Genomic DNA, 24069 nt, shown 5'->3' with positions numbered 1-24069 from the left:
AAGCCTCACGTTGTGTCCCATGTGCCATGCTGGTTCTGATGTTCTCGCCAGCCTCCGTACGGAGGAGTGGCAAACAGGCAAAGTCAGAGAGGAGAGCATGAGCGACAAGACGGAAAGCGGCCTGCATGCCCTGGCTGACCGGTCGGCGCCTTTCGAGTTCAACCTGCGCCGGCTGCGCGGCGAAATGCCGATCTGGGCCGATGTGCAGCGCCACCCGCAGATCCGCCGGGAGGCGTATATCTGGCTGATCGGCTATCTGGGAGCGCTGGGCGACCATGAGTTTCTGCCGGAAGGCGAGTGTCGTCGGCTCGAGATCGAGCTGCTCCACCTGCTGGGGAAGCCGGAGTACGACTTGCAACCGATCGCACAAGACTTGCGCACCATCGCCGGTTGGTTGGAGCAGGGCGAGGTTTGCACGGCCCTGGAGGCGCTCAAGGCCACCCTGTGGGCGTTGGAGTTCGATCCCGAAAATCCGCTCGATCTGGGCCGGCCAGACGGCGAGGCATGAGCGTCGCTCCGGATGGGGCGTTGCCCCTTGCAGCTAGGTATCGATCGGCTATGGTCAATCCGTGGTCACCGGCTGCAGTCTCGCGCCCCGTGCGCTCCTGGCGGCACTGACGGAGGACATTCCCCATGGGTGGCATTGCCGAGAAAGGTGGAGGCAGCTTCGCGGGCGTCAAGCTGCTGTTGTGTGAGAACCCGCTGCCGCCGATCGACGAGGCGATTGCTGCGGCCCGGGACGAGGCGGCGCACGGCAACTTCTACACCGAGCCCCATTCGGCGCCGCTGCGTACCCTCATCGCCCAACACCTCGGCGTACCTGAGCGGCTGGTGCACATCAATGCTGGCTCCGAACTGATCCTGCGCCAGTTGTTCGATCGCTTCGGCCAGAAGGTGCACCTGCTGACCCCGACCTATACGCTGTTCACCGAGATCGCCGAGCGCTATACCGAAACTTGCCTGTCGCCCCTGGATGGCTTCGCCTTCGATCTACAGCAGCTGGCGATTCCCGACGGCACCACGCTGGTGGTCATCGTCAACCCCAACAATCCCAACGGCGGCGTTTTCGACATGGCGCCATTGCCCGGCCTGCTGCGCCGGCATCCGCAGACGTACTTTCTGGTCGACGAGGCTTTCATCGGCATGGCCGGAGAGTCGGTAGCGCATCTGGTTCCGGGGCATCGCAATCTTCTGGTGACCCGCACGCTGTCCAAGGCCCACAGCCTGGCCGGGTTCCGGGTCGGCTACGCCATCCTGCCCAAAGCGATCGCCGACGATCTCAACAGTCACAACGATGCCTACCCGCTTGCCCGGCCCAGCCAGGCCGCGGCGCTGGCGACCCTGCTCCATGAGGAGCGGATTCGCCAACGCGCCCAGCAGTTGCGCGCCTGGACGGAGGAGCTCGCCGAGCAGGTGCGCGCACTGGGCGTGCGCACCTATCCGACCGCGACCTATTTCTTTCTCGCCGATTTCGCGCCGCACGATGCGGCGGTAATCGCCGAGCGGCTGCAGGCGCGCGGTTTTCTGGTCAAGCCGCTGAACGACGAGCGCCTCGGCCTGGGCTACATGCGCATCACCACCGCCTTGCCCGAGGACAACCGGCGCTTCGTCGCCGCGCTGGAGGAGGTTCTGCTCAACGGTAGCGGTGCGACGGCGCAGGTCGAGTGATGGAAAACACCTTCTGGACCGCACTGGCCACCAGTGCCCTGGCGGGGCTGGTGACATCACTGGGGATCTACACGATCCGCAGGTTCTCGGACTGGGGGCACCGCAACAGCACCTATTTCATGTGCTTCGCCGCTGGGGTGCTGATCTCGGCGTCCTTTCTGCACATCATCCCCAAAGCGTTCTCCATGAGCCCGCAGGCGCCGATCTGGCTGCTGCTCGGCTTCATGGGGCTGCACCTGTTCAACCGCTTTCTCACGGCGTTCGTCTGCGAGCGGGATCCAGACAAGAAGGAGTACGCCATCGGTATCGTGCCTATGGTCGGCATCGGCTTTCACTCCTTCATCGACGGCTTCATCTACTCGATCGCCTTCACGGTCAGCCTGCTCACCGGCTATCTGGCGACCGTCGGTATGGTCCTGCACGAATTTCCCGAAGGCATCATCACCTACCTGCTGCTGGTCCGCGGCGGACTTGGCGAGCGCCAGGCCATGCTGCTGGCCTTCGTCGCCGCTGCCGCGACCACGCCGCTGGGCATGCTGGTTTCCTGGCCGCTGATCAGCGCCATAGACCGTGAGACCCTGGGCGCCTTGCTTGCGCTTTCCGCGGGCGCCCTGGTCTACGTCGGTGCCACCCACCTGTTGCCTAGGGCGGAGCAGGAGCAGAAGCGGTTCAGCCTGGTGGCCCTGGCGGGAGGCGTGATGGTGGCGGTGATCATCGTGGCATCGCATGCCTGAGGCACGGCTCTGCGTTCAACCGACATTGGAGGCAATCGACATGGATGGATTGAGCGAAGCGGAAATCCGGGTGCTCCACGAGGCGCTCGACGACGAGTACAAGGCCTGGGCTATCTACGACCAGGTGATTGCCGACTTCGGCGAGGTTCGCCCGTTCAGCAACATCCGCGAGGCCGAGGCACGGCATATCCAGGCGCTGCTGGGTCTGTTCGCGCGATACGGACTTGCCGTGCCAGACAATCCCTGGCCGGGAAAGGTCGAGCGCTATGCGAGCCTGCAAGCGGCTTGCGAAGCCGGGGTCGCTGCCGAGGTCGCCAACGCCGAACTGTACGACCGACTACTGGGAGCGACCCGCCGCCCGGATATTCTGGTGGTGCTGCGCAACCTGCAGGCGGCTTCGCAGCAGCGTCACCTGCCGGCTTTCCAGCGCTGCGCAAACGGCGGTGCGGGTGGATGCGGTCGGGGTGGCGGACGCGGCAGGGGTCGACAGCACTCCTGAACCTTAACCGAGAGGTAACTTTTCATGGCCAGGGCAGCACCCTTCGAAGAGCACCATGAGCGTTATGAGGCCTGGTTCGGCAAGCATGAGCCTGCCTATCTGTCTGAACTGCTGGCCTTGCGGCCTTTCGTACCCTGGGAGGGGCGCGGCATCGAGATCGGTGTGGGCAGCGGCCGCTTCGCGGCGCCGCTAGGTGTGCAGGTTGGCCTGGACCCTTCACCCGCCATGCTGGCCTATGCAGCGGCGCGTGGCATAGAAACGGTGGAAGGCGTTGCCGAGCACCTGCCATTTCCAGATGACAGCTTCGATCACGCCTTGGTGGTCACCACGATCTGCTTTGTCGACTCGCCCACGGCCATGCTGCTTGAAACCAGGAGGGTGCTCAGGCCCGGCGGACGCCTGGTGATCGGCTTCATCGATCGCGACAGCACACTGGGGCAGGCCTACGTGCAGCGCCAGGCTCAGAGCGTGTTCTATCGCGAAGCCACCTTCTACTCTGCCGATGAGGTGGAGCGGCTGTTGCTGGACAACGGCTTCAGCATCGATGCCTGGGCGCAGACCCTGGCGCCGCCGCTGGAGGTAATCCGCGAGATTGATCCACTGCGCCCAGGGCGCGGCCAATGTCCCTTCGTGGTGGTGGCGGCCAGCAGCCAGCGCAGTAGCTAGTGGCGCTCCTCCCAGCCGCTGATCATCGCCCGGATGTGCGCCAGCGGCGTGTGCCCGGTGGTGGTCAGGTACACGTGCACGATCAGAAACAGCAGCATCAGGAAGGCCGCGAAGGTGTGCACCAGGGCCACCTGCTCGAGGCCCAGCCAGGCCGGAACATGGCTCTCCACGCGGCCCCAGAACAGGTAGAGCAGGCCGCTCACCCAGATCAGCGGGTTGATCAGCACCAGCACACCCAGATAGGCGATGCGCTGCAGCGGGTTGTGCTTGCGCTCACGGGTGACCTTGTAGGGGTGCGGGGCGCCGGTGAAGATGCCGTGTGCGTAGTACAGTGCCACCCGCTGGATGTTGACCAGGGTCGGGATGTACTGCTTCCACTGGCCGGTGGTGAAGTGCCAGAAGATGGCGAACACCCACAGCGCGATCAGCAGCCAGGCCACCGTTTCGTGGACCTCCACCGCGCTACGGAAGTCGAGCAGGGCATGACTGCCGTGGATGGCGAAGCCGCTGAATAGCAGGGTGATGATCAGCGCCGCCTGCGACCAGTGCCAGAAGCGCTCGAAGCGGGTGAACAGGTAGAGACGTTCGTAGAGACGCTCGCTCATCTCAGTACCTCCTTCTGCGTTGGTGCGCGACGATGCGCAGCAGGCCGTGGATCAGCACGCCAAGCAGGGCGAGCCCGGCCAGGCTGAAGCCGAGGGTGTCGAGCAGCGGATAGCGGTCTTTGCCCGGCAGCCATATGCCGGGTACGGCGGCCAGGCGGCTCTGGCTGGAGTGACACTGCGCGCAGTCCAGCGCCTGCTCCTTGGGGGCGACCATGTGGGTGATCGGCCAGAGCATCGAGGTGTCGACGAAGCCGAACTGGCCGCTGTAGGGCGTGCCGCTGGCCTCGGCGCCGGCCTTCAGCGCCTTGCCCCAGTCGAAGTTGTACCAGAGGGCAGTGTCATCGGGGGTGGCCGTGTGCGGGACCAGCAGGGTCATGTGCTGGGTGTCGTAGGGCTGGCGGCTGTGGAAGGTCTTCACCGGCCAGATGCGCGCATCCGCGGCGCCCGGCGTGCCGTGGAAGGTGTTGATCGGCACGCGCTTGCTCGGGTCGATGCGGGTGTCCGGCTGCACGTAGGTGACAGTGCCGTCGAACCACACATAGTCGGGCACCACGTCCTCGCCGAGCACGAAATCGCCCTTGCGGCTGTCGTAGACCACGTGGCCCTTGGCGTCCTTGGTCAGGAACGGCTTGCCCTCGGCGTCCATCTTTCCGGCGGCGGACCAGTCCCAGGCCATCTTGGTCGGCACGCCGCCGCGGGCGAAGGTCGGGATGTGGCAGCTCTGGCAGGCCAGGGTGCGCGTGTGATCGTTGAGCCGGCCGGCGTGCAGCAGGTCGCCCTGGTGCGGGCGCTCGCCATGGCAGGACTGGCAGGTGGACGGATTACGCGCGCGGCGCTCGCCGCGAATGATCGGTGCGTGCGGATCGGCGGCGGTGACGCTGATGCGGCTGCCAGCGATCTTGTGCCGGTCGGCGACGTGGCAGGTGGAGCAGCTGAAGTCGAGGCCGTCGCTGGCCATGTGCACGTCCAGTTCGCGGCTAGGTGCGTTCAGCGACGAGTCGAGGTCGCCGTGCTTCACGCCGTCGCCACCGCCGCCGTAGTAGTGGCAGGCGCCGCAGGTGCGCCGCGAGGTGGCGCCGACGCTGCGCGCCACCTCGGCCAGGTCCACCGGGTCGACGAACTGGCCGGAGCCGGGCGCGGTCTCGGTACGCACCAGCGGCGGGTGGCCGGCCAGGCCGGCAAGCTTCAGGTAGTTGCCGGTGTTGTGGCAGGCCAGGCAGTCGACCTTGCTCTCGTCGCTGAAGTCGAAGCTGGCGTCCTTCCAGCCGTAGCCGACGTGGCAGGACTGGCAGAACGCCTCGTTGGAGCGGTCGCCGATGCAGAAGCCGTTGAGCATGGTCTTCTTGCCCAGGCGCTGGCCGGTGTCCGGGTTGGTGTAGTCCCAGGTCCAGTGGCGGGTATCCATCACCTGCTTGGCCGCTTCGGTGTGGCAGCCGAGGCAGGCACGGGTGACCTCCTCGCCGCTGGCGAAGGGGCCCTGCAGCTCCTTGAAGCGGCTGTGGTCGGCGGTGGCAGCCAGCGCCAGGGCAGGCACCAGCAGGATCAGCCAGAGGAGCCTGGCGGTTGCCTGCCGTAAATCTGTCATGAGCACCTCTCGCCATTGGGCCGCGTGCGGGCTGCCACTGCAACCATAGTTCATCGGTGCCGGCCTCATCCCTGCAGCAGCCACTGCGGGCGCAGCAGCATGACGGCGCCGAGCGCCAGCATGACCGCGCCGCTCAGCGTCTTCAGGCCACGTCCGGCCGACTCCGACAGCTTGCGGCTGCTCAGGGCGGCCACTGCCGTGGTGACCATCAGCGCGTCGTCGGCGATGTAGCTGAGGATGTACAGGCCGAGGTAGGCATAGTGGGCCAGCGGCGTCAGTCCCTGCTGGGTCAGCACTGCGGTGTAGATCGCCGGCAGGCCGGCGGTGCACAGCAACTCGATGAAGTTGACTACCACGGCCAGGGTCGCCACGCCGGCGAGTGCGGGCAGCAGGCTGTCGGCCTGCAGGATGGCGCGCATGCGCGCGTACAGACCGGGCTTGGCGCTGGTAGGAATCGACAGAGTGAAGTCGTTGCCTGGACGCAGGCCGTCGCGCAGGTTGACCAGGCCGATGGCGATGGCCACGGCGCTCAGCGCCCAGACCAGCAGCGTCGACAGGCCGACCAGCAGGAACAGGTTGAGCCAGGCGGCCATGAAGGCGTAGTAGACCGCGCCGCTGACCAGCACGAAGGTGCCGGCGACCAGCGCCATGCGCGCGCGGTCGTGCAGATGCACCAGCAGCGAGAGCAGGAACAGCAGCACCCACATGGCGCAGGGGTTGAAGCCGTCGAGCAGGCCGAGGGCGTGGGTGAACGTCGGCAGACCGAGACGCTCGACGCTGAGGGTGCCGAACAGCCCGCTTTGGACACTGGTGAGTGCAGGCTGACCGTCAGCGAGCAAGGCGAGCAGTTGTGCGCCGCTGTGTACGGCGTCGTCGAAGCCCACCAGCACGCGGTCGCCGACCACGAAGGTCGGCACGCCGGGCGGCCAGTATCCGGCCTGGCGGGAGATGCGCAGCAGGTCGTCGCGGGCCCCGGCGTCGCGGTCGACCTGTCGCAGTACGATGCGCAGCCCGGGGCGCTCACTGGCCAGTCCTGCGAGCCAGGTCTTGGCGGCGGCGCAGTGCGGGCAACCGTCGCGCACGTACACTTCCAGCACCGGCGTTTCCGCGCGTGCCTGGGCACAGGCCAGGGCCGGCAACAGGACCAGCAGCGCCAGCAGCCAGCGCAGTACTGCACTCACATCCTTCATGCACTTTCGCTCCTTGTGCTGGCGTCAGCCATCGACGCCGGCGATGCGTACGTTCCGGTGCAACAGCAGATTCCAGGTCAGGCGCAGCAGCGCCGCCAGGGTCGCCAGCTGGATTGCGGCGAGGAGCGCGATGCCCGCCCAGTAGGCCGCACCGAACGGGCGGATCAGTCCGCCGCCGACCCAGACCAGATGCCACCAGAACATGCCCATGACGAACAGGGCCACCCCCGGGCAGATCAGCCCGAAGCTGACCGGGCTGCGCTCGCGGCCGCTCAGGTGGCTGCGCAGATAGCCGTTGAGTTGCATAACCCGATAGCCGAGCAGCAGGACGCCGAGTTGCAGCATGAAGATCCCGGTGAGGGTGACGAAGATCGTGCCGCTGCTCGCCCCGCCGGAGAAGTGATGGCTGAGGCCATGTTGCAGGCGCAGCCATTCGATGCCCAGCAGGGTCAGGATCGGTACCAGCATCCAGATGCTGGGGGTCGCCTGGGGCTGCAGGCCGTGGCTCATCATCGCGCTGATGCCGGTCACCAGCACCACCAAGGCGACCACCAGCGACAGCACCAGGAACAGGATCGACAGGGTGGCAGCGAGCACCGAGACCAGCTTGACGTGGGACATGGCGGCGGGCGCGGCGAAGCCCACCGAGAGCATGGCGAAGGCGAACACCGCCATCAGCGGCGACAGGTGATTGTGCTCCTCGCTGCGGTAGCCGCCCTGCACCAGTATCCGTCCCAGGTAGCGGCCGTAGATGCGCAGCGCGCTACAGGCGATGGCCAGGAAGGCGAGCAGGGCGAGCGGGAACAGGTACTCGACCAGCGACCACAGACCGGGCACGAACAGCGCGCCGAGAGCGAAGCAGACGTTCACCGTCATCGCCAGGGTCAGCGGGATCGCCATCAGCTGCACCTCGGCCGGCGAGCCGCGCAGCGTGGCCAGCGCCTGCTGCGCGGCGCTCGAGCGGTACTCACGGATGTTCCAGGCCAGCAGCAGGAAGTGCAGCAGGGCCAGCAGCGCCACGCCGGGGACGGCGACCAGCAGCAGCGCGCGCAGCGGTGCGGCGCCGGCGCTGCTGGCCTGCCAGGCAGCCAGCAGGTGCTCCCAGGTCGGCATCGGGCTGCCGGCGTGGGGCACCAGCCACATCAGGTACATGAAGAACGAGATCGACAGGCCACCGGCGCCGAGGGCAGCCAGTAGCTCGGTTGATAGGGTATGTCGCCCGCTCGCTGGAACATCTCGCGCTCCTCTGCCGTCACTCCGGCACGCAGATCCTGCCGGCCAGCGCCGCCAGCACGGTCTTCACCGCCAGTATGGACACCACGGCGCTGAGCAGCGCCAGCAGCGCCCAGCCCAGCCAGGCGTAGAAGGCCAGGCCGCCGCGCGCGGCCATCTCGAAGGTCGCCAGGGTCAGCGCCGCCAGCGGGAAGGAGTAGGCCCAGGCGGAGATGAAGAACGGCACGCGGAAGAAGCGCGCGGCGTTGCTGGCCAGCAGCAGGCCGAGGAACAGCGCGGTGAAGTAGAGGATGCGGGCGAAGGCATCCAGGCTGTCGGTCAGCGCCAGCCAGGCGAGGAAGCCCACCGAGGGTGGCGCCAGCAGGATGAACAGGGTCGGCGTCAGGCGCAGCGGCAGCGGCTCGTGGAAGAACAGCCGGTACAGCACGATGGTCATCAGCACCAGCCAGAACACCAGGCCGATGCTGAAGAAGAACCAGCTGATGTCGGCCGGCGCGAAGCCGACTCCGGCCACCGGGATCAGGATGTTGCCGACCACCGGGATGAACCAGGCCGGGTTGGCGTGGTTGATCTGGAAGTGCGGGTGGTGGATCCAGCCGCTCATCGCCAGCAGGGTAAAGGCGAGGTGCAGCGCGGCACCGATCCCCCACAGCCAGCTGGCCGCTTGCGGGGCGTCGTGCCGCCAGGCGGTGGCGAGAAGGATCAGGCCGATGGAGATGGCCGGGAAGAAGTTCTGCTTGAGCGGATGGGCGCGCTCGGCCAGCACCGCGGCCGGATGGCGCAGCAGCTTGGCGGTGTAGGTCAGCAGCAGGAAGGCGAACAGGGCGCTGGCCAGCCAGCGTAGGCCGCCGCCCACCGCCTCCGGTGCCACGCCAGTCTGGGCGGCCTTGAGCCAGGCGATGGTCAGTCCGGCCACGCCCATCACGCTGGCGAACAGCGCGACCGGGAAGTGGGCGAGGCGCACGTGGGGTTCGCTCGGTGTGTTCATCGCCTCACTCCTCGGCGATCAGACCCAGCGGCAGGTCGTCTGCAGCTGGCAAGCGTTTGGCGATGTCCTGCAGGGCGGTGGCCAGCAGCTCCTCGACCACCGGGTGATAGAAGGGCAGCTGCAGTAGGCCCTGCGCGGTTTCGCCGCGCTGGATCGCCCAGGCCAGCAAGTGGGCCAGGTGCTCGCCGCCCGTGCACAGCAGCGCGGCGCCGCGCAGGCGGCCGCTGTCGGCGTCGGCGTAGACGCTCACCAGATCGTCCTCGCCGCCGAGGATGCGCAGGCGGCCGTTGCTCTCACCGGAGGCGCGGCCGATCAGGATCCGCTGCGGGTCCAGCTCGCCCAGGCGTGCGCCGACCGAGACCACATCCGGGCCGGAGAACACGATGCCCAGCGGCACCTTGCGCTTCCAGCGGCTGCGCAGGTTGCGGGCGGCGTTATAGCCGGCGATGGCGCCCTCGTCGGCAGCCTCGTGGAGCAGGGCGCGTTGGCCGTTGGCGTCGCCGGCGATGAACACCGGCCAGTCGCCGAGCTGCAAGTTGGCCGGGTCGTACAGCGGTTCGCCGCGCGGGTCGACGGCGAACCCGGCCTCGGCCAGGTTCAGGCTGTCGGTATTTGGCCGGCGGCCGACGGCCACCAGCAGCAGGTCGACCTCGGCAGCGCGATCGCCGGAGCGCAGCAGCACGCCCTGTTCGGTCGGTTCTACGCTGGCCGGTGGTCCCAGCCACAGGGTCATTTCCTTCGAGAATCGCGCCTGGGCACGTTCGGCCACCTGCGGGTCATCGATGCCGACCAAGGTACTGCCGCCGACTGCGGTGACCTGGACGCCGAGACGGGCTAGGGCCAGGCCCATCTCCAGGCCGATGGCACCGAGGCCGAGCACGCCGATGCGCGACGGCAACTGTTCCAGCTCGAATAGCTGGTCGGTGGTGACTAGGCGCTCGCGCACCGGCTCCAGCCAGGCCGGCAGGTGCGGTCGCGAGCCGGTGGCGATCACGACGGACCCGGCGTGCACGCGCTGCAGGCCGGCGACGGTGCTCACCTCAAGCAGGGTCGGCTCGATGAAGCGCGCGCGGCCCTCGATCAGCTGCTCGCCTGCCGCCGAGCGTGCCTTGGCGGTGGCGTTGGCAGTGAAGCGGTCGCGCTGGCCGCGCAGCGCCGACCAGGTCTGCGCCAGGTCCAGATGCAGGGCATCACTACCGGTCACCCCGAATTCCGCCATTTCCTCACGTGCCTGCCACAGCGCGGCGGCATGCAGCGCCACCTTGGATGGCATGCAGCCAACCCGTGCACAGGCGGTGCCCAGCGGGCCATGGTCGATCAGCACGAAGCTGCGGCCAGCGCGGCGCACCTCGCGCAGGGCGTAGAGGCCGGCGGTGCCGGCACCGATGATGGCGACGTCGATGCGGATCTCGGGGAGCATGGCAAAGGATTCCTTTCGTGACAGAAACAGGTCACCCCCGGCGCCTGACCTGGAACAGGCGCCGGGGGTGAGGGCTCGCTGGTCAGCGAGCGTTACAGGGTCTTGGTGGAGTAGTACCAGTCGACCGTGTCGTAGCCTTCGCTGGCGCGCTTGTCGGCATCCGCAGCGGTCTTCGGCGGCGGCACGATCACCGGCTTGCCGGGGCACCAGTTCTCCGGGGTGGCCACGCCGTGGGTGTCGGAGGCCTGCAGGGCTTCGAGCAGTCGGACGAACTCGTCGATGCTGCGGCCGTTGCTCATCGGGTAGTAGACCATGGCGCGCAGGATGCCATTGGGGTCGATGAAGAAGGTGGCGCGCACGGCCTGTGTGTCGGCGGCGCCCGGGTGGACCATGCCGTAGGAGCTGGCTACCTTCATCGAAATGTCCTCGATGATCGGGAAGGGGATCTCGACGTCGAACTTCTCCTTGATGTTGCGCATCCAGGCCAGGTGCGAGAACAGGCTGTCGATCGACAGGCCGAGCAGTTCGCAGTTCATCGCGGCGAACTTCGGCGCGGCCTGGGCGAAACCGATGAACTCGGTGGTGCACACCGGGGTGAAGTCGGCCGGGTGGGAGAACAGGATCAGCCACTTGCCACGGTAGTCCTCCAGCGAGCGATCGCCCGAGGTGGTGCGGGCGGTGAAGGCCGGAGCCGGCTCGTTGAGACGCGGGAAGTTCATTTGCGGTGCGTTTTCCATGGGGCTTTCCTCTTCGTCGTCTTGCGGTTTGGTATTTCGGTAGAGCATTCGCCGGGCGTGGCCTCAGAGCACGTCGAGCGGAATCTTCAGGTAACGGGTGCCGTTGTTCTCGGACGGTGGCAGTTCGCCGGCGCGCATGTTGACCTGCACTGAAGGCAGGATCAGGGTCGGCATGCCGAGGGTGGCGTCGCGGCTCTGGCGCATGGCGACGAACTGCTCCTCGCCGATGTCGGCGTTGATGTGCACGTTGCCGGTGCGCTCGGCGCCGATGGTGGTCTGGTACTGGTACTCCTCGCGCCCCGGTGCCTTGTAGTCGTGGCACAGGAACACGCGGGTCTCGTCCGGCAGGGCGAACAGCTTGTCGTGGATCGAGCGGTACATGGCATGCGCGTCGCCGCCGGGGAAGTCGCAGCGAGCGGTGCCGTAGTCGGGCATGAACAGGGTGTCGCCGACGAAGGCGGCGTCGCCGATCAGGTAGGTCATGCAGGCCGGGGTGTGGCCCGGAGTGTGGATGGCGCGGGCCTTGATGCTGCCGACCTGGAACTCCTCGCCATCGCGGAACAGGCGGTCGAACTGGTGGCCGTCGGTGGCGAAGTCGGGGCCAGCGTTGAACAGCTTGCCGAAGGTGTCCTGCACCACGGTGATTTGCTCGCCGATGCCCAGCTGGCCGCCGAGCTGCTGGCGCAGGTAGGGCGCCGCGCTCATGTGGTCGGCGTGGACGTGGGTCTCGAGGATCCACTGCACGCTCAGGCCCTGTTCGCGCACATGGGCGATCAGGCGGTCGGCGCTCCTGTATGAGGTGCGCCCGGCGGCGGGATCGTAGTCCAGCACCGAATCGATCAGTGCGCACTGGCCGGTTGCCGGATCGCTCACCACGTAGCTGTAGGTGTAGGTGGCGGGATCGAAGAAGGCTTCGACGTGGGCGTTCATGGCACTACTCCTGCTGATCTCTTTTATACCCATGGGGGTATGTGTTGAGGGTCAGCCTAACAGTTCCTTGTGCAGGTACAACCGGGAATTCCCTATCGCCGGGATAGGCCGAGCCGATCATGCGAGCGGCTCGGCAGACAGGTCACTTCTTCATCGGGCAGGTCTTGATGCCCAGCAGGGTGTAGGCCGGGCACCAGCCGAGCAGGCCGGTGGCCAGCGGCAGGACGCCGATCCACGCCCAGACCGGACCACCGGCGATGGCCCAGACGATCAGGGCGATGCCGACCAGGATGCGGGCGATCTTGTCGATGCCGCCAACGTTTTTTTGCATGGTGTACTGCCTCTTCGCTTGATGTTGTATGTACCGGTGTTACGGCCGGTACATCTTTTGCGGGTTCATCTTCAGGCTCCACGGCAGCCCGGAGTTTTGCCAGCCGTTCTGCAGGCGGAAACCAGCCTGCGGCCCTTCCTTGATCGCCGAGCCCTGGAAACCGTCGATCACGTAGCGCGCGTTGGGGAAACCGTTGGCGCGCAGGAAGTCGGCGCTGGGTTTGCCCCGCTCGCTGCCTGAACGGCACATGGTGACGATCTCGGCGTTGTCATCGAGGCCGCGCTTTTTCAGCTCGGCACGGATTTCGGCAACGAAGTTCGGGTTCTGCGCGATCTTGTAGGTGCCGCGCTGGTCGTCCCAAGCGCTGCGATCCACCAGCAGGTAGGGCACGTTGACGTGCACGGCGTCGGTGAAGCCGACGAACATGATCTCCACCGGATCGCGCACGTCGACGAACAGCAGGCCCGGATCCTGGCGCTGGACGCGCTCGTGGACCTCCTGGGCGGTCACGCCGATCTCGACGGCCAAGGAGCATAGGCTGACAAGGCTCAGGGCGGCGGCAAGCAACAGACGTTTCATGCAGGTTCTCCTCTCACTCGAAGGTCGGCAGGCTTGGTGTCACCACCGCCTTGCCGGCCACGCTCCAGGCGTCGAAGCCGCCGGCGATCGATTGCACGTTCAGGTAGCCCATGTCGTGCAAGGCGCAGGCAGCCAGCGCTGCTCGGCCGCTCGTCTTGCAGTACAGCACGATATTCAGATCGCGGGATGACAGTTCCGGGGTGTTACTGAGCCTGAACTCCAGCAGGCCGCGGGGGATGTTCACCGCGCCGGGGATGTGCCCAGCGTGGAATTCGTCGGCTTCGCGCACGTCGAGCAGCACGTCGGCGTCGCGGATTGCGGCGTCGGCGGAGTCGAGGTCGATTTCATGGATGCGGGCCTTGGCTTCGGCCACCAGATCATGGGCGCTTTTCACTGTCGACTTCCTGCTTGGTGGATTGAATAGGTAGAGGGCCGTTGGGGGACGAGCTGCGTCGCAGATGAGGTATTCACGGGCAGTCAACCCAAGGGTGAATGGCCGATGAGCCCACGTGACATGCGAGCTAGTCTTCGTACGCTGCGACCAAGTGTCTCTTACCCCTATCCAGATATACCCCACGGGGTATTATGGGGGCAAGCCGAATAGACGATTTTTACCTATGCATATATTTATTTTGCATATGTGCTAGAATCTGAAGCGTATCTGCTCTGCCGAGGCTTGATGAAGCCAGGGGCGCTGTACCCAACGGTAGAGAGCAGGTCAGGAGCTTTCGCTATGCCGCAAGCCAATCCGCCATCCCCTTGGCGCATCCCTCTGGTCCGCGAGATCGGCATCATCCTGCTGATCAAGCTGGCCACCCTGCTGACCATCAAGGCGGTGTGGTTCACCGAGCCGATCGTGCCGGTCAACGGCAGCGAGCGGGTCAGCGAGCGCCTACTCGGCCCTGCGCAACCGCAACCTTTGTCCCTTAACGAGGAGAAGCCGAGATGATCTCGGAAGCCGTCGTCGACCTGTCGCGTCTGCAATTTGCCATGACCGCGATGTACCACTTTCTGTTCGTGCCATTGACGCTCGGGCTGGCCTTCCTGCTGGCGATCATGGAGTCGGTCTACGTGATGACCGGCAAACAGGTCTACAAGGACATGGTCAAGTTCTGGGGCAAGCTGTTCGGCATCAACTTCGCCCTCGGTGTCACCACCGGCCTGACCATGGAGTTCCAGTTCGGCACCAACTGGGCCTACTACAGCCACTACGTCGGCGACATCTTCGGCGCGCCGCTGGCCATCGAGGGGTTGATGGCATTCTTCCTCGAATCGACCTTCATCGGCCTGTTCTTCTTCGGCTGGGATCGGTTGAGCAAGGTGCAGCACCTGGCGGTGACCTGGCTGGTAGCGCTGGGCTCCAACCTGTCGGCGCTGTGGATCCTGATCGCCAACGGCTGGATGCAGAACCCGGTGGGCGCCGAGTTCAACTACCAGACCATGCGCATGGAGCTGGTCGATTTCGGCGCGCTGATCTTCAACCCGGTGGCGCAGGTCAAGTTCGTGCACACCGTGGCCGCCGGCTACGTCACCGGGGCGATCTTCGTGCTGGCCATCTCCAGCTACTACCTGCTGAAGAAGCGCGATCTGGGCTTCGCCCGCCGCTCGTTCGCCATCGCCTCGGCCTTCGGCCTAGCCTCGATTCTCTCGGTGATCGTCCTCGGTGACGAGTCGGGCTACGAGATCGGCGACGTGCAGAAGACCAAGCTGGCGGCCATCGAGGCCGAGTGGGAAACCCACCCCGCGCCGGCCGGCTTCACCCTGTTCGGTCTGCCCAACCAGGAGGAGATGCGTACGGACTACGAGGTGAAGATCCCCTGGGCGTTGGGCCTGATCGCCACCCGTTCTCTGGACGAGGAGGTCAAGGGCATCAAGGACCTGATCGCCGAGCACGAGCTACGCATCCGCAACGGCATGGGCGCCTACGCCCTGCTCGAGCAACTGCGTGGCGGCGACAAGAGCGCGGAAACCATCGCCGCCTTCGATGCGGTCAAGAGTGATCTCGGCTACGGCCTGCTGCTGAAGAAGTACACCGCCAACGTAGTGGACGCGACCGAGGAGCAGATCAAGCTGGCCGCCAGGGACACCATCCCCAATGTGTTCAGCCTGTTCTGGAGCTTCCGCGCCATGGTCGCCTCGGGTTTCCTGATGCTGGCGCTGTTCGCCTGCGCCTTCTGGGCCTCGGCGAAAAAGAACGAGGAGAGCAAGCCCTGGCTGCTCAAGTGGGCGCTGCTCAGTCTGCCGCTGCCGTGGATCGCCGCGCAGACCGGCTGGTACGTGGCCGAGCACGGCCGCCAGCCGTGGTCGATCGGCGAGGTGCTGCCGACCCATCTGTCGGCCTCCAGCCTGAGTACCGGTGACGTCTGGGGCTCGCTGATCGCCCTAGTGGCCTTCTACAGCCTGCTGCTGGTGATCGAGATGTACCTGATGATCAAGTTCGCCCGTCTCGGCCCGTCCAGCCTGCACACCGGCCGCTACCACTTCGAGCGCCTTGCTGCAGAACAACCGGCCAAGGCCTGAGGAGGCAACATCATGTTCGATTACGAAACCCTGAAACTGGTCTGGTGGGTGCTGATCGGCGTGCTGCTGATCGGCTTCGCCCTCACCGACGGCTTCGACATGGGCGCCATGGCGCTGATGCCCTTCGTCGGCAGGACCGACAACGAGCGGCGGGTGGCGATCAACACCATCGCCCCGCACTGGGACGGCAACCAGGTGTGGTTCATCACCGCCGGTGGCGCGCTGTTCGCCGCCTGGCCGATGGTCTACGCGGTGGCCTTCTCCGGCCTGTACTGGGCGATGCTGCTGGTGCTGTTCGCGCTGTTCTGCCGCCCGGTGGGCTTCGACTACCGCAGCAAGCTGGAGAACCAGCAGTGGCGCAGCGCCTGGGACTGGGCGCTGTTCGTCGGTGGCGCGGCGCCGGCGCTGCTGTTCGGCGTGGCCTTCGGCAACCTGTTCCTCGGCCTGCCGTTCCGTCTCGACGAGCTGATGCGCTCGACCTACGAAGGCTCGTTCTTCGCCCTGCTGCACCCGTTCGCCCTGCTCGCCGGGGTAGTCAGCCTGAGCATGCTGTGCACCCACGGCGGCGCCTGGCTGATGATGCGCACCGACGCCGACCTGCATGCGCGCTCGCGCCAGGCCACCCGTCTGTGCGCGCTGGCGTTCCTGGCGACCTTCGCCGGCGCCGGCGCCTGGCTGGCGCTGGGCATCCAGGGCTTCAGCCTGCTCGGCGGCTTCAGCGACCTGGGCACGGCACTCAACCCGCTGCACAAGCAGGTCAGCCTGGACAACAGCGGCTGGCTGGCCAACTACAGCCGCTATCCGCTGACCCAGATCGCCCCGCTGGCCGGTCTGGCCGGCGGCCTGCTGGCGCTGCTCGGCGCGCAGCTCAACCGCGGTGGCGTCGCCTTCCTCGGCAGCAGCCTGGCCATCGTCGGCACCATCTGCACTGCCGGTTTTGCGCTGTTCCCGTTCGTGTTCCCGTCGAGCATCGATCCGGCGTCGAGCCTGACTATGTGGGACGCGGTGTCCAGCCACAAGACCCTGGGCATCATGCTGGTGGTGGCCGGCATCTTCGTGCCGCTGATCCTGCTCTACACCCTGTGGTGCTACACCCGCATGTGGGGCCGGCTGACCGACAAGACCATCGAGAGCAACCCGCACGGGTTGTACTGAGCCCGTGACCACAGGAGCCCCGATGGGGCCAAGGAGATCGACAGATGTGGTACTTCACCTGGATTCTCGGCGTACTGCTGGCCTGCAGCTTCGGCATCGTCAACGCGCTGTGGCTGGAAACCACCCAGAACCTCGACGAGGGCGATGCGGGTGACCGCTGAGCCCCGTCCCTGGCCGCAGCGCGGCATCAGCCGCGCTGTCTCCCTGCTGCTCGCCGCGCCGCTGGCGCTGGTGCTGCTGATCCACCCCGCCGCCATGCTCGACGCCGAGGGCCGCTACAGCCACGGCCTGCTGATGCTGGTGATGTGGGGCATTTCCAGCGGCTTCATCCACGGTGTCGGCTTCGATCCGTACAGCCGGCTGTGGCGCAGCGTCTTCCATCCACTGGGTGGCTGGTTGCTGATGGGGCTGGGCTACCTGATCCTGTGGCAGGCGCAGGGTTGACCCCCGCGCCGGCACCTTCCACTGCACGAGGCCCTCATGGCAATCGCATCTGAATTCATCCCCTACCAGCAACTGGGCGGCGACCAGCCGCTGCGCCAGCTGGTTGATCGCTTCTACGACCTGATGTTCAGCGAGCCGGGCGTTGAGATCGTGCGCGACATGCACAATCCCGACACCCGCGAGATTCGCGACAGGTTCTTCGACTTTCTCAGCGGCTGGCTCGGCGGTCCCCAGCGCTACATCGAGAAGCACGGCCATCCGCGCCTGCGCGCCCGACATTTGCCGTTCTCCATTGGTAGGAGCGAGCGCGACCAGTGGCTGCACTGCATGAATCTGGCGCTGGACGACACGCCGATGGATGCCGAGCTGCGTGCCTACCTGAAAGATGCCTTCGCCAAGACCGGAGATTTCCTGCGCAACCGGGGTGAAGCATGAACGGGCAGCCGAAAGTACCCGCTGTCCCACCAGCGCTGGAGCCGAAGAAGCAGTTCATCGTTGGCGCTAGTTGTCCCGCGTGCGAGCGCATGGACAGCGTACGCATGTGGTTCGTGGAAGGTGTGCCGCACCGCGAATGTGTCGCCTGCGGCTACAGCGACAAACTGGACGAAAGCGGCGGCGCCATTACGCTGGTCGCCGTCGACGAGGAGGATGACGGGCAATGAGCTGTGACTGGGGTCGCAAGTGCGCCTGATCTTGCCCAGCCCCAGTGGATGCCACTGCATGAAGTGAATCATGGCAGCACAATGTTGACTGAGAAATGCCTCCCCGTAGGCACTGCAGGAGCGATGCGATGACGATGGTTCATGAGCGCACCAATAGCTTGGTGCAAACGAGGGAGTTTCTGGAGGAGCTATCCCGAGACTCTCGCTTTCCTGAAGCCATTCGAGAGCAGGCGGTGCGTCTGCTACGGCATTACCCGACGGCAGATGCTATTTATTTGGCAGGGCGGGTAGAGGAGCGATCCAGGCAGGAGCTTGCTCTGGTGGCGGACAAGCATGGGCCTCTACACCCCGTGCTGGTCAGTTGGCTGGTGAGTGATCCGATGTTTTGTGATCAGGGTGCGGAGCTATAGCTCTTCATGACGTGGCAAGAGTGACGCCGGATCGCAGGTCAGCACGCTAGCGATCCGGTATAGCTTCTCGACGGTGATATTCACCTCTCCACGCTCGATGCGCCCCATGTAGCTGCGGTCGATGCTGCAGGCCAGCGCCAGTGCATCCTGAGAAAGCCGACAGGCCTTTCTCTGCGTCCGGATGCGTACCCCCAACGCTTTCGCCAACTGATCCATGACCGCCTCAACTCCACTTGAGGCGGCACTATCCTGCGTTTGCGGACGCATAGGCCACGGACTATAATCCGCATTTCTCCGCTACGACCCCTTGGGGGCCTGTATGAAACCCGCCACGTTCATCCTCGACAGGCGCCTGTATGAGCTGCTTCAAGAGGAAGGGCGCTCACAGTTCACGACCCGTGAGCTGCGGGATGCCTATGCCCAGCGCCTGGGAGGCCTGACCTTCCGTCTTGGCGATGTGCGCCGCTATGTATACGAGCAGATCCGTCGCCTGCTCCGCGCAGGCTGGCTCTTGCCTGATGAAGAGCGCCGCTCGCGGGGACAGGTCTACCACTTGCAACCGTTCCCGGAGAACCTGCAGCTGGAGCTGGTCGACGGTGGGTTCGAGAACAGCCTCAAGGCCGTGTGCGAGCCGGAGCCGTCAGTCCCTGAGCACAGAAGCGTGCCACCCAACCCTTCATCCGATGCGGAGCAGCATCTGGAAGTTCTTCTCAAGGAAATCCGGCTGGACTTCCTGTCGGCGATGGGCGAGGCGGAGCGCTACAAGCAGCTCCTCGATGACATGCCGCATCTGCGCGACAAGGTTGAAGGCGAGTACTTGGAGGCCAGAGATCGCAGCTCGCGGCTGCTGGGACACCTTCGCGCTGTCGAGAAGACGCTCAAGACGCTTGCCTCTACGCGATGACATCATCACTGCGAGACTGGCAGCGCCGCTGCATCGATACGGCGCTGGAGCACTTCCTTTCCTCGCCACACTTTTTCTGCCAAGCAACGCCGGGCGCCGGCAAGACGCGCATGGCGGCAGGACTGGCCCGCTGCCTGCTGGAACAAGGGAAGATCGATCTGGTGCTGTGCTTTGCACCGTCGTGCCAGGTCGTCGACGGCTTCCGCTCGACCTTCGCGGCGGTGCTCGGCAAGCGCCTAGATGGACTGCTCGGTGCTGTGGGGGCTGCGTATACCTATCAGGCCATGGATTACCGTGACGAGGCGTTCTGGCGGCTCCTCGACGACTACCGCGTATTCGCTGTCTTCGACGAGATTCATCATTGCGCCGGGCATGATCCGCTGCTGAGCAACGCCTGGGGACAGCAGATCCTGCAATGGATACAGGATCGCGCCGCTTTCACCTTGGCGTTGTCCGGCACGCCATGGCGCTCGGACGACCGAGCCATTGCCTTGGCCCGCTACTCGTCCCCCGAGGGACACCTGATCTGCGACTACCGCTATGGCCTGAGGGAGGCCATTGCTGACGGGGTGTGCCGCGTGCCCCGCATCGTCCTTCTCGACAACCAGAAGGTGAAGCTCACGGAGGAGCTGGAGACCGAGCGCACCGTCAGGCTGTTCCCCAGCATCGCCAAGCTGTTGGGGGAATCCACCGTCACCTACGAAGACCTCCTACGCCATGACGAAGTGATCGATCAACTGCTTGGTCTGGGATGCGCCAAGCTAGATGAGCTTCGTCAGATCAAGCCGGATGCGGCTGGTCTGGTGGTCGCTACCGATATCGAGCATGCCCAGCAGGTTGCTCAGGCACTGGATGCCAAGGGGGAAAGCTGCAGGGTCGTGACCAACCGGACCCCGGATGCCCAGCAGGTGATCAATGCGTTCAGGCACAGTGATTGCCGCTGGATCGTCGCCGTAGGGATGATCAGCGAGGGTACCGACATCCCCCGCCTGCAGGTGTGTTGCTACCTCAGCCGCATCCGTACTGAGCTGCACTACCGGCAGGTGCTGGGACGAGTTCTGAGGCGCATGGGCGAGCCCGATGACCAGGCGTGGCTGTTCATGCTGGCGGAGCCAACGCTCCGGCGATTCGCTGAGCGCATTGCGGATGATCTGCCGGATGATTTGGCGGTGCTGAGCCGGGTGCAGATGCCCGTTGCCCCTGCTGGCTCGATGGCTGGTGGGATGGGGGCTGGCAGCGAGGCAGATGGTCGCAGTGGTGGCGAAGCTGGGCGGCCTCCAAGGGCTGGTGCGGCGGGCGGCTACTCTCTGGGGGATTTTTCTGCCGAGCCGAGCTATCAGGTCAGTTTTTCTCAGCACTACCGGCAGCTGTTGTTGGCTTGCTTTTGAGGAGCGAGCGCCATCCATTGTTCAGGTTGGCGCCGGAGTAGATCCATCGATGAAACCACGGGCCAACAAGTCCTCTAGGTAGTAGCCAATGCGCTCAAGGTAATCGAGCGCCCTAGCCTGGTCGGTGACGTCCATACCCCGTCCGATCAACTGGTCGAGTTGAGCGGCATAGCTTTTCTATGGGTTGGGGTAGCTGACTCAGCCAGCCATTCCGTTTGCGTGCAAATCAAGTTTCACTTTTGCGTCACCTTGCGGAATTTGGCGATGGAATATCCCTCGGGTACCGGCTTGTATGGGTCATCCTCACGCGGCCAGCGCTTTTCGCGACTTTGGAAGGCCCGGAGGTTGGCAATGTCCAGCTCCACGACCACCACATGCTCGTTTTGCCCACCGCGCAGTCGGCAGGCATCGCGCATGAAGTCCTTCTTGGCGGGGCTTCTGACTCGACTGTCGCCATAGCGCCTATTGTTCACAAGGGCGATGTGTGCATGAACATCCAGGCTCGCCGACTCGACCAGAGCTGCAAATGTCTCCAGATCCTGATTCCAGGAAAGCACCATCATGCAATCTACATAGCCCTGGAACTGCTGGCGGTGCGCAATGTTCTGCAGCTCGGAGCAGACCAGTACACCAAAGCAAAAACCGCCGTGGTTGTACACGGGCTTGCGTTCGCCGGCCAAATGCGCCGGCCATTGCAGTCCAAACAAACGTAACAATGTTTCCTCCTCACCCGCTGCGGGCAGGGACTTCGCTTGTCGGATCTGCACAGAAGACAGAAATCCAAGGCGATCATCAGCAAGCACCAGCACTGCCTCGCTGTGGACATTTGGAGGAGCGCCCCGGTGATAATCGAGCCCGGCGATCAGGCTGATTCCGGCGTCCTGAAGCAACCGGGATACGGTATCGATCCAGCGCTCAGGCAAGGCCAATTCAGGCAACAACAGGTGTGTTGGTCGCGGATTAGCATCAATGGCTTGATTGACCAGTCGTTCGATGCGCTTGTAACGGTCACGAGACAGGTCGGGCCGGCCACTCGCGCCTGCGCTGAAGCTATCGTCCGTGGTCAGCAGGCTACTGATGCCCAATCTCACTTTTGGTGTTGCTTTTCCCACCCCAATTCGTGCGAGGCGGGGTGATCCTGGGGCTCCTTCATCCGTACCCCCACCTTGAGCATTGGGTTCGTGGTCGGACTGAACCAACGAGCCCCACACCCATACCCCCCGCATCGCGCGTACATATCTTGCCCACCCTCGTGCCGGCGCGTTGCTCAGCCCGTCGAAGACGCACTCTTCTGGCAAGAACAACGACACTTCCTGTGTGGTGTAGGGCCGGGTGGGCAGCAGATATGGCAACAGCGATGGCGCCAAAGCATCGCCTGCCGTATCAGTACAACGCGAAGAAACACGCGAGGCGCCTGTGCCGTTGCCCGCATGGATAGATTTGTCCAGAAATTCGCGCAGGTCAGCTTCGTGTGGATAGAGGCCGTGCAGAAGCTGCTCCTGTTGAATAGCGGGGCGCTGGCGTTTCGAGTGGCGGCGCAAATGATCTTTGTAGGCGGTTTTTGCCCAGTCGGTTTCACGCAGCATGAGTGCCTGCATGGCAATGGCCTCAACACCTTTTCCAAGGCCGACCAGCTCGCAGACAGCAAGTGCGGTGTCGCCGAGCGGCCCAGAGTGTGTAAAAACACTTTTGTATCTTGGATACCTCAGCCCAGCGCAGTTGGGCGAGTCGATTGCCCAGGCATTTGCCACGATCAGCACCGGTAACGCCCCAGGGCGCTTATGAAGCGCTTTAGCGCCACCTAGAGCAGCAAAAGCCGGGGCTTTTATGCCGCCAGCGCCTTCAGCAAGCTTTCCGTACCGATGATTTTCATGACTCGTTTCATGTTGTAGGCGAGCACATTGAGGCTCATCTCCGCGCTGACGCCGACCAGCCTACGTGTAAGAAAATGCGTGGATCCCATCCATTGCTTGAGCGTCCCGAAGGGATGCTCAACAGTGCGTTTTCGGATTCGCATCATGTCCGGCGCGTGGTTCAGCCGGATCTGCATTTCATCTAGCACTGCTTCATGCTCCCAACGCCGCACTCGTCGCTGCTTGCTCGGCGTGCACTGAGTTTTCAGGGCGCAGCTCTGGCAGTTCGAACTCCAGTAGCAGTGCATGTTCAGGCCTTTCTCGACGCTAGAGAAACGCCAAATCAATGCCTCACCAGCTGGGCAAACGTATTCATTTTTGGCTGCGTTAAAAACGAAGGCATCTTTGTTGAAACGCCCGTCCGCTTTAGCTCCTGAAGTCATCGGCTTGGGTAAATAAGCGGTAATTTTTGCATTATGGCAGGCCAGGATTTCCTCGCTTTTGAAGTAGCCCCGATCAGCCACTACCGACAGCGTTTCTGAACCAATGGCTTCCCGAGCCTGCTTCGCCATCGAGCTGAGTTGGTCGCGGTCAGAGCCAACGTTCGTGACCTCGTGAGCAACGATCAAATGGTGCTGGGTATCGACCGCCGTCTGTACGTTGTAGCCGACAATGCCATTGCCACGCGTCATCATCGAGCGGGCATCGGGGTCGGTCAGTGAAATCTGTTTGTCTGGAGAGTCGTTGAGTTGAGATTCGATCACCTGAAGCGCTTTCATCTGAGCTTTGAGCTTGGCGATTTTCTCTTCCAGGCGCGTAGCATCTGGCTCAGCGGCGCTTGGCAATTGCCGATCAGCTGCATCAAGGGAGGTCAGGTAACGGTTGATGCTCGACTCGATTTCCTCCATTCGCCGCTTTAGTTTGGCGCTGGTGAAATTGCGGTCGCGGTTGTTCACTGCCTTGAATTTGCTCCCGTCGATGGCCACCAGGTTTTCGCTAAACAGCCCCAACTGCTGGCACAGCACAACGAACTGGCGGCACGCGCCGCGAATAGCTTTGCTGTTGTCTTTTCGGAAGTTGGCGATGGTTTTGAAGTCGGGCATCAAGCGCCCGGTTAACCACATCAGCTCGACATTGCGCTGAGCTTCTCGCTCAAGGCGTCGGCTCGATTGGATGCGGTTCAGATAGCCGTAGATATAGATCTTCAGGAGGATCGCAGGGTGGTATGCCGGTCTGCCGGTTTCGGCTGGAATGACGCCATCAAAACCCAGCGTGGCCAAGTTGAGTTCATCGACGAAGACATCAACCACCCGTACCGGGTTGGTATCGCTGACGTAGTCGTCGAGGCTCTCGGGAAGTAAGGTGCTTTGCCCTCGGTGCTCACCCTGGATAAACCGTTTCATGGGCTTCCCTTGCGATGAAGTTCTCAGAAATCATAGCAAGGGTAGGCGGCCTCAAGGAGCAAGTGCAACACCTGATGTAAGGTGTTGCCATGTCTACCCAATACAGTCACCTGAGTACCGAGGAGCGCGTCACCATCATGGTGATGCTATTTCAACGGCAGACGC

General features: G+C 64.3%; 29 protein-coding genes. 15 read left to right on the top strand and 14 right to left on the bottom strand.

The features are described 5' to 3' along the window. Nucleotides 1–97: 97 nt before the first annotated feature. From CYD26_RS15605 to CYD26_RS15585, 5 genes are all read left to right on the top strand, one after another. Nucleotides 98–508, top strand: coding sequence for a hypothetical protein (locus tag CYD26_RS15605; RefSeq protein ID WP_102053035.1), 411 nt, complete (start codon nt 98–100; stop codon nt 506–508). 125 nt (nt 509–633) lie between these two features. Next, a complete protein-coding gene (locus CYD26_RS15600; RefSeq protein WP_102053034.1) occupies nt 634–1668 on the top strand; it encodes a histidinol-phosphate transaminase in 1035 nt (344 codons plus the stop codon). Continuing rightward, nucleotides 1668–2402, top strand: coding sequence for a ZIP family metal transporter (locus CYD26_RS15595; RefSeq protein WP_102053033.1), 735 nt, complete (start codon nt 1668–1670; stop codon nt 2400–2402). The genes CYD26_RS15600 and CYD26_RS15595 overlap by 1 nt, the downstream gene beginning before the upstream one ends. A gap of 40 nt (nt 2403–2442) precedes the next feature. Then, nucleotides 2443–2901, top strand: a complete 459-nt coding sequence (locus CYD26_RS15590) for a DUF2202 domain-containing protein (protein WP_102053032.1) — start codon at nt 2443–2445, stop codon at nt 2899–2901. Between the two features lie 24 nt (nt 2902–2925). Then, entirely contained in the window at nt 2926–3567 is a 642-nt protein-coding gene (locus tag CYD26_RS15585) for a class I SAM-dependent methyltransferase (protein WP_041110326.1), read from the top strand. Here CYD26_RS15585 and CYD26_RS15580 read toward each other — a convergent pair. The 11 genes from CYD26_RS15580 to CYD26_RS15530 form a co-directional block, all read right to left on the bottom strand. After that, entirely contained in the window at nt 3564–4172 is a 609-nt protein-coding gene (locus CYD26_RS15580) for a cytochrome b/b6 domain-containing protein (protein WP_041110325.1), read from the bottom strand. The genes CYD26_RS15585 and CYD26_RS15580 overlap by 4 nt on opposite strands. A 1-nt stretch (nt 4173) precedes the next feature. Then, the gene (locus CYD26_RS15575) at nt 4174–5757 is read right to left on the bottom strand and encodes a tetrathionate reductase family octaheme c-type cytochrome (protein WP_041110468.1); all 1584 of its coding nucleotides are present in this window, start codon (nt 5755–5757) and stop codon (nt 4174–4176) included. A 65-nt stretch (nt 5758–5822) separates the two neighbouring features. Then, the gene (locus CYD26_RS15570) at nt 5823–6947 is read right to left on the bottom strand and encodes a glutaredoxin family protein (RefSeq protein ID WP_102053031.1); all 1125 of its coding nucleotides are present in this window, start codon (nt 6945–6947) and stop codon (nt 5823–5825) included. A 24-nt stretch (nt 6948–6971) separates the two neighbouring features. Next, on the bottom strand, nt 6972–8099 hold the full coding sequence (locus CYD26_RS15565; RefSeq protein WP_218197058.1) for a hypothetical protein: 1128 nt from the start codon (nt 8097–8099) through the stop codon (nt 6972–6974). 100 nt (nt 8100–8199) lie between these two features. Then, nucleotides 8200–9168 (bottom strand): SLAC1 anion channel family protein, encoded by a 969-nt coding sequence (locus tag CYD26_RS15560; RefSeq protein WP_102053030.1) that lies wholly within the window; start codon nt 9166–9168, stop codon nt 8200–8202. A gap of 4 nt (nt 9169–9172) precedes the next feature. Continuing rightward, nucleotides 9173–10588: a dihydrolipoyl dehydrogenase gene (locus tag CYD26_RS15555; RefSeq protein WP_041110321.1), complete on the bottom strand. Its 1416-nt coding sequence runs from the start codon at nt 10586–10588 to the stop codon at nt 9173–9175. A gap of 92 nt (nt 10589–10680) precedes the next feature. Continuing rightward, on the bottom strand, nt 10681–11373 hold the full coding sequence (locus tag CYD26_RS15550) for a peroxiredoxin (RefSeq protein WP_256588033.1): 693 nt from the start codon (nt 11371–11373) through the stop codon (nt 10681–10683). Between the two features lie 15 nt (nt 11374–11388). Next, nucleotides 11389–12255, bottom strand: coding sequence for an MBL fold metallo-hydrolase (locus CYD26_RS15545; RefSeq protein ID WP_041110319.1), 867 nt, complete (start codon nt 12253–12255; stop codon nt 11389–11391). A 142-nt stretch (nt 12256–12397) separates the two neighbouring features. Beyond that, nucleotides 12398–12586 carry a DUF2892 domain-containing protein gene (locus CYD26_RS15540; RefSeq protein WP_041110318.1) on the bottom strand — a complete coding sequence of 63 codons (189 nt, stop codon included), beginning with the start codon at nt 12584–12586 and terminating at the stop codon, nt 12398–12400. Nucleotides 12587–12625: 39 nt separating this feature from the next. After that, nucleotides 12626–13165, bottom strand: coding sequence for a rhodanese-like domain-containing protein (locus CYD26_RS15535; RefSeq protein WP_041110317.1), 540 nt, complete (start codon nt 13163–13165; stop codon nt 12626–12628). A gap of 13 nt (nt 13166–13178) precedes the next feature. Continuing rightward, complete coding sequence (locus CYD26_RS15530) at nt 13179–13559, bottom strand: rhodanese-like domain-containing protein (protein WP_041110316.1); 381 nt, start codon at nt 13557–13559, stop codon at nt 13179–13181. 339 nt (nt 13560–13898) lie between these two features. On the opposite strand from CYD26_RS15530, the gene cydP reads away from it, so the two are divergent. The 8 genes from cydP (at nt 13899) to CYD26_RS25715 (ending at nt 18356) form a co-directional block, all read left to right on the top strand. Continuing rightward, nucleotides 13899–14114, top strand: coding sequence for a cytochrome oxidase putative small subunit CydP (gene cydP, locus CYD26_RS15525; RefSeq protein WP_102053028.1), 216 nt, complete (start codon nt 13899–13901; stop codon nt 14112–14114). Then, nucleotides 14111–15685 carry a cytochrome ubiquinol oxidase subunit I gene (locus CYD26_RS15520; RefSeq protein WP_102053027.1) on the top strand — a complete coding sequence of 525 codons (1575 nt, stop codon included), beginning with the start codon at nt 14111–14113 and terminating at the stop codon, nt 15683–15685. The genes cydP and CYD26_RS15520 overlap by 4 nt, the downstream gene beginning before the upstream one ends. A 12-nt stretch (nt 15686–15697) precedes the next feature. Beyond that, nucleotides 15698–16840 carry a cytochrome d ubiquinol oxidase subunit II gene (gene cydB / locus CYD26_RS15515; protein ID WP_102053026.1) on the top strand — a complete coding sequence of 381 codons (1143 nt, stop codon included), beginning with the start codon at nt 15698–15700 and terminating at the stop codon, nt 16838–16840. A gap of 44 nt (nt 16841–16884) precedes the next feature. After that, the gene (cydX, locus tag CYD26_RS15510) at nt 16885–17001 is read left to right on the top strand and encodes a cytochrome bd-I oxidase subunit CydX (RefSeq protein ID WP_041110312.1); all 117 of its coding nucleotides are present in this window, start codon (nt 16885–16887) and stop codon (nt 16999–17001) included. Continuing rightward, nucleotides 16985–17284, top strand: coding sequence for a cyd operon YbgE family protein (locus CYD26_RS15505; RefSeq protein ID WP_102053025.1), 300 nt, complete (start codon nt 16985–16987; stop codon nt 17282–17284). Before cydX ends, CYD26_RS15505 begins: the two co-directional genes overlap by 17 nt. 36 nt (nt 17285–17320) lie before the next feature. Then, entirely contained in the window at nt 17321–17719 is a 399-nt protein-coding gene (locus CYD26_RS15500; RefSeq protein ID WP_041110310.1) for a group II truncated hemoglobin, read from the top strand. Beyond that, the gene (locus tag CYD26_RS15495) at nt 17716–17946 is read left to right on the top strand and encodes a YheV family putative zinc ribbon protein (protein WP_052813563.1); all 231 of its coding nucleotides are present in this window, start codon (nt 17716–17718) and stop codon (nt 17944–17946) included. Before CYD26_RS15500 ends, CYD26_RS15495 begins: the two co-directional genes overlap by 4 nt. 95 nt (nt 17947–18041) lie before the next feature. Further along, a complete protein-coding gene (locus CYD26_RS25715) occupies nt 18042–18356 on the top strand; it encodes a BPSL0761 family protein (RefSeq protein ID WP_371917232.1) in 315 nt (104 codons plus the stop codon). Here the strand turns inward: CYD26_RS25715 and CYD26_RS15485 are convergent. Further along, a complete protein-coding gene (locus tag CYD26_RS15485) occupies nt 18351–18572 on the bottom strand; it encodes a helix-turn-helix domain-containing protein (RefSeq protein WP_102053024.1) in 222 nt (73 codons plus the stop codon). The two genes, CYD26_RS25715 and CYD26_RS15485, sit on opposite strands and share 6 nt — an antisense overlap. 103 nt (nt 18573–18675) lie before the next feature. Here CYD26_RS15485 and CYD26_RS15480 point away from each other — a divergent pair, with 103 nt between their 5' ends. Both CYD26_RS15480 and CYD26_RS15475 read left to right on the top strand, forming a co-directional pair. Further along, nucleotides 18676–19260, top strand: coding sequence for a hypothetical protein (locus tag CYD26_RS15480; protein ID WP_041110307.1), 585 nt, complete (start codon nt 18676–18678; stop codon nt 19258–19260). Then, a complete protein-coding gene (locus tag CYD26_RS15475) occupies nt 19257–20648 on the top strand; it encodes a DEAD/DEAH box helicase (RefSeq protein WP_102053023.1) in 1392 nt (463 codons plus the stop codon). The genes CYD26_RS15480 and CYD26_RS15475 overlap by 4 nt, the downstream gene beginning before the upstream one ends. A gap of 233 nt (nt 20649–20881) precedes the next feature. On the opposite strand, the gene CYD26_RS15470 is transcribed toward CYD26_RS15475, so the two are convergent. Both CYD26_RS15470 and CYD26_RS15465 read right to left on the bottom strand, forming a co-directional pair. Beyond that, complete coding sequence (locus tag CYD26_RS15470; protein WP_178081714.1) at nt 20882–22408, bottom strand: hypothetical protein; 1527 nt, start codon at nt 22406–22408, stop codon at nt 20882–20884. Nucleotides 22409–22473: 65 nt separating this feature from the next. After that, a complete protein-coding gene (locus CYD26_RS15465; protein ID WP_099773594.1) occupies nt 22474–23904 on the bottom strand; it encodes an IS1182 family transposase in 1431 nt (476 codons plus the stop codon). Nucleotides 23905–24069 lie beyond the last annotated feature (165 nt).

This window comes from Pseudomonas sp. FFUP_PS_473 (assembly GCF_002858665.1).
GTDB classification, from domain to species: domain Bacteria; phylum Pseudomonadota; class Gammaproteobacteria; order Pseudomonadales; family Pseudomonadaceae; genus Aquipseudomonas; species Aquipseudomonas defluvii.
The sequence above is the reverse complement of the archived record's forward strand: the minus strand, read 5'-3'. Positions and strand labels throughout refer to the sequence as shown.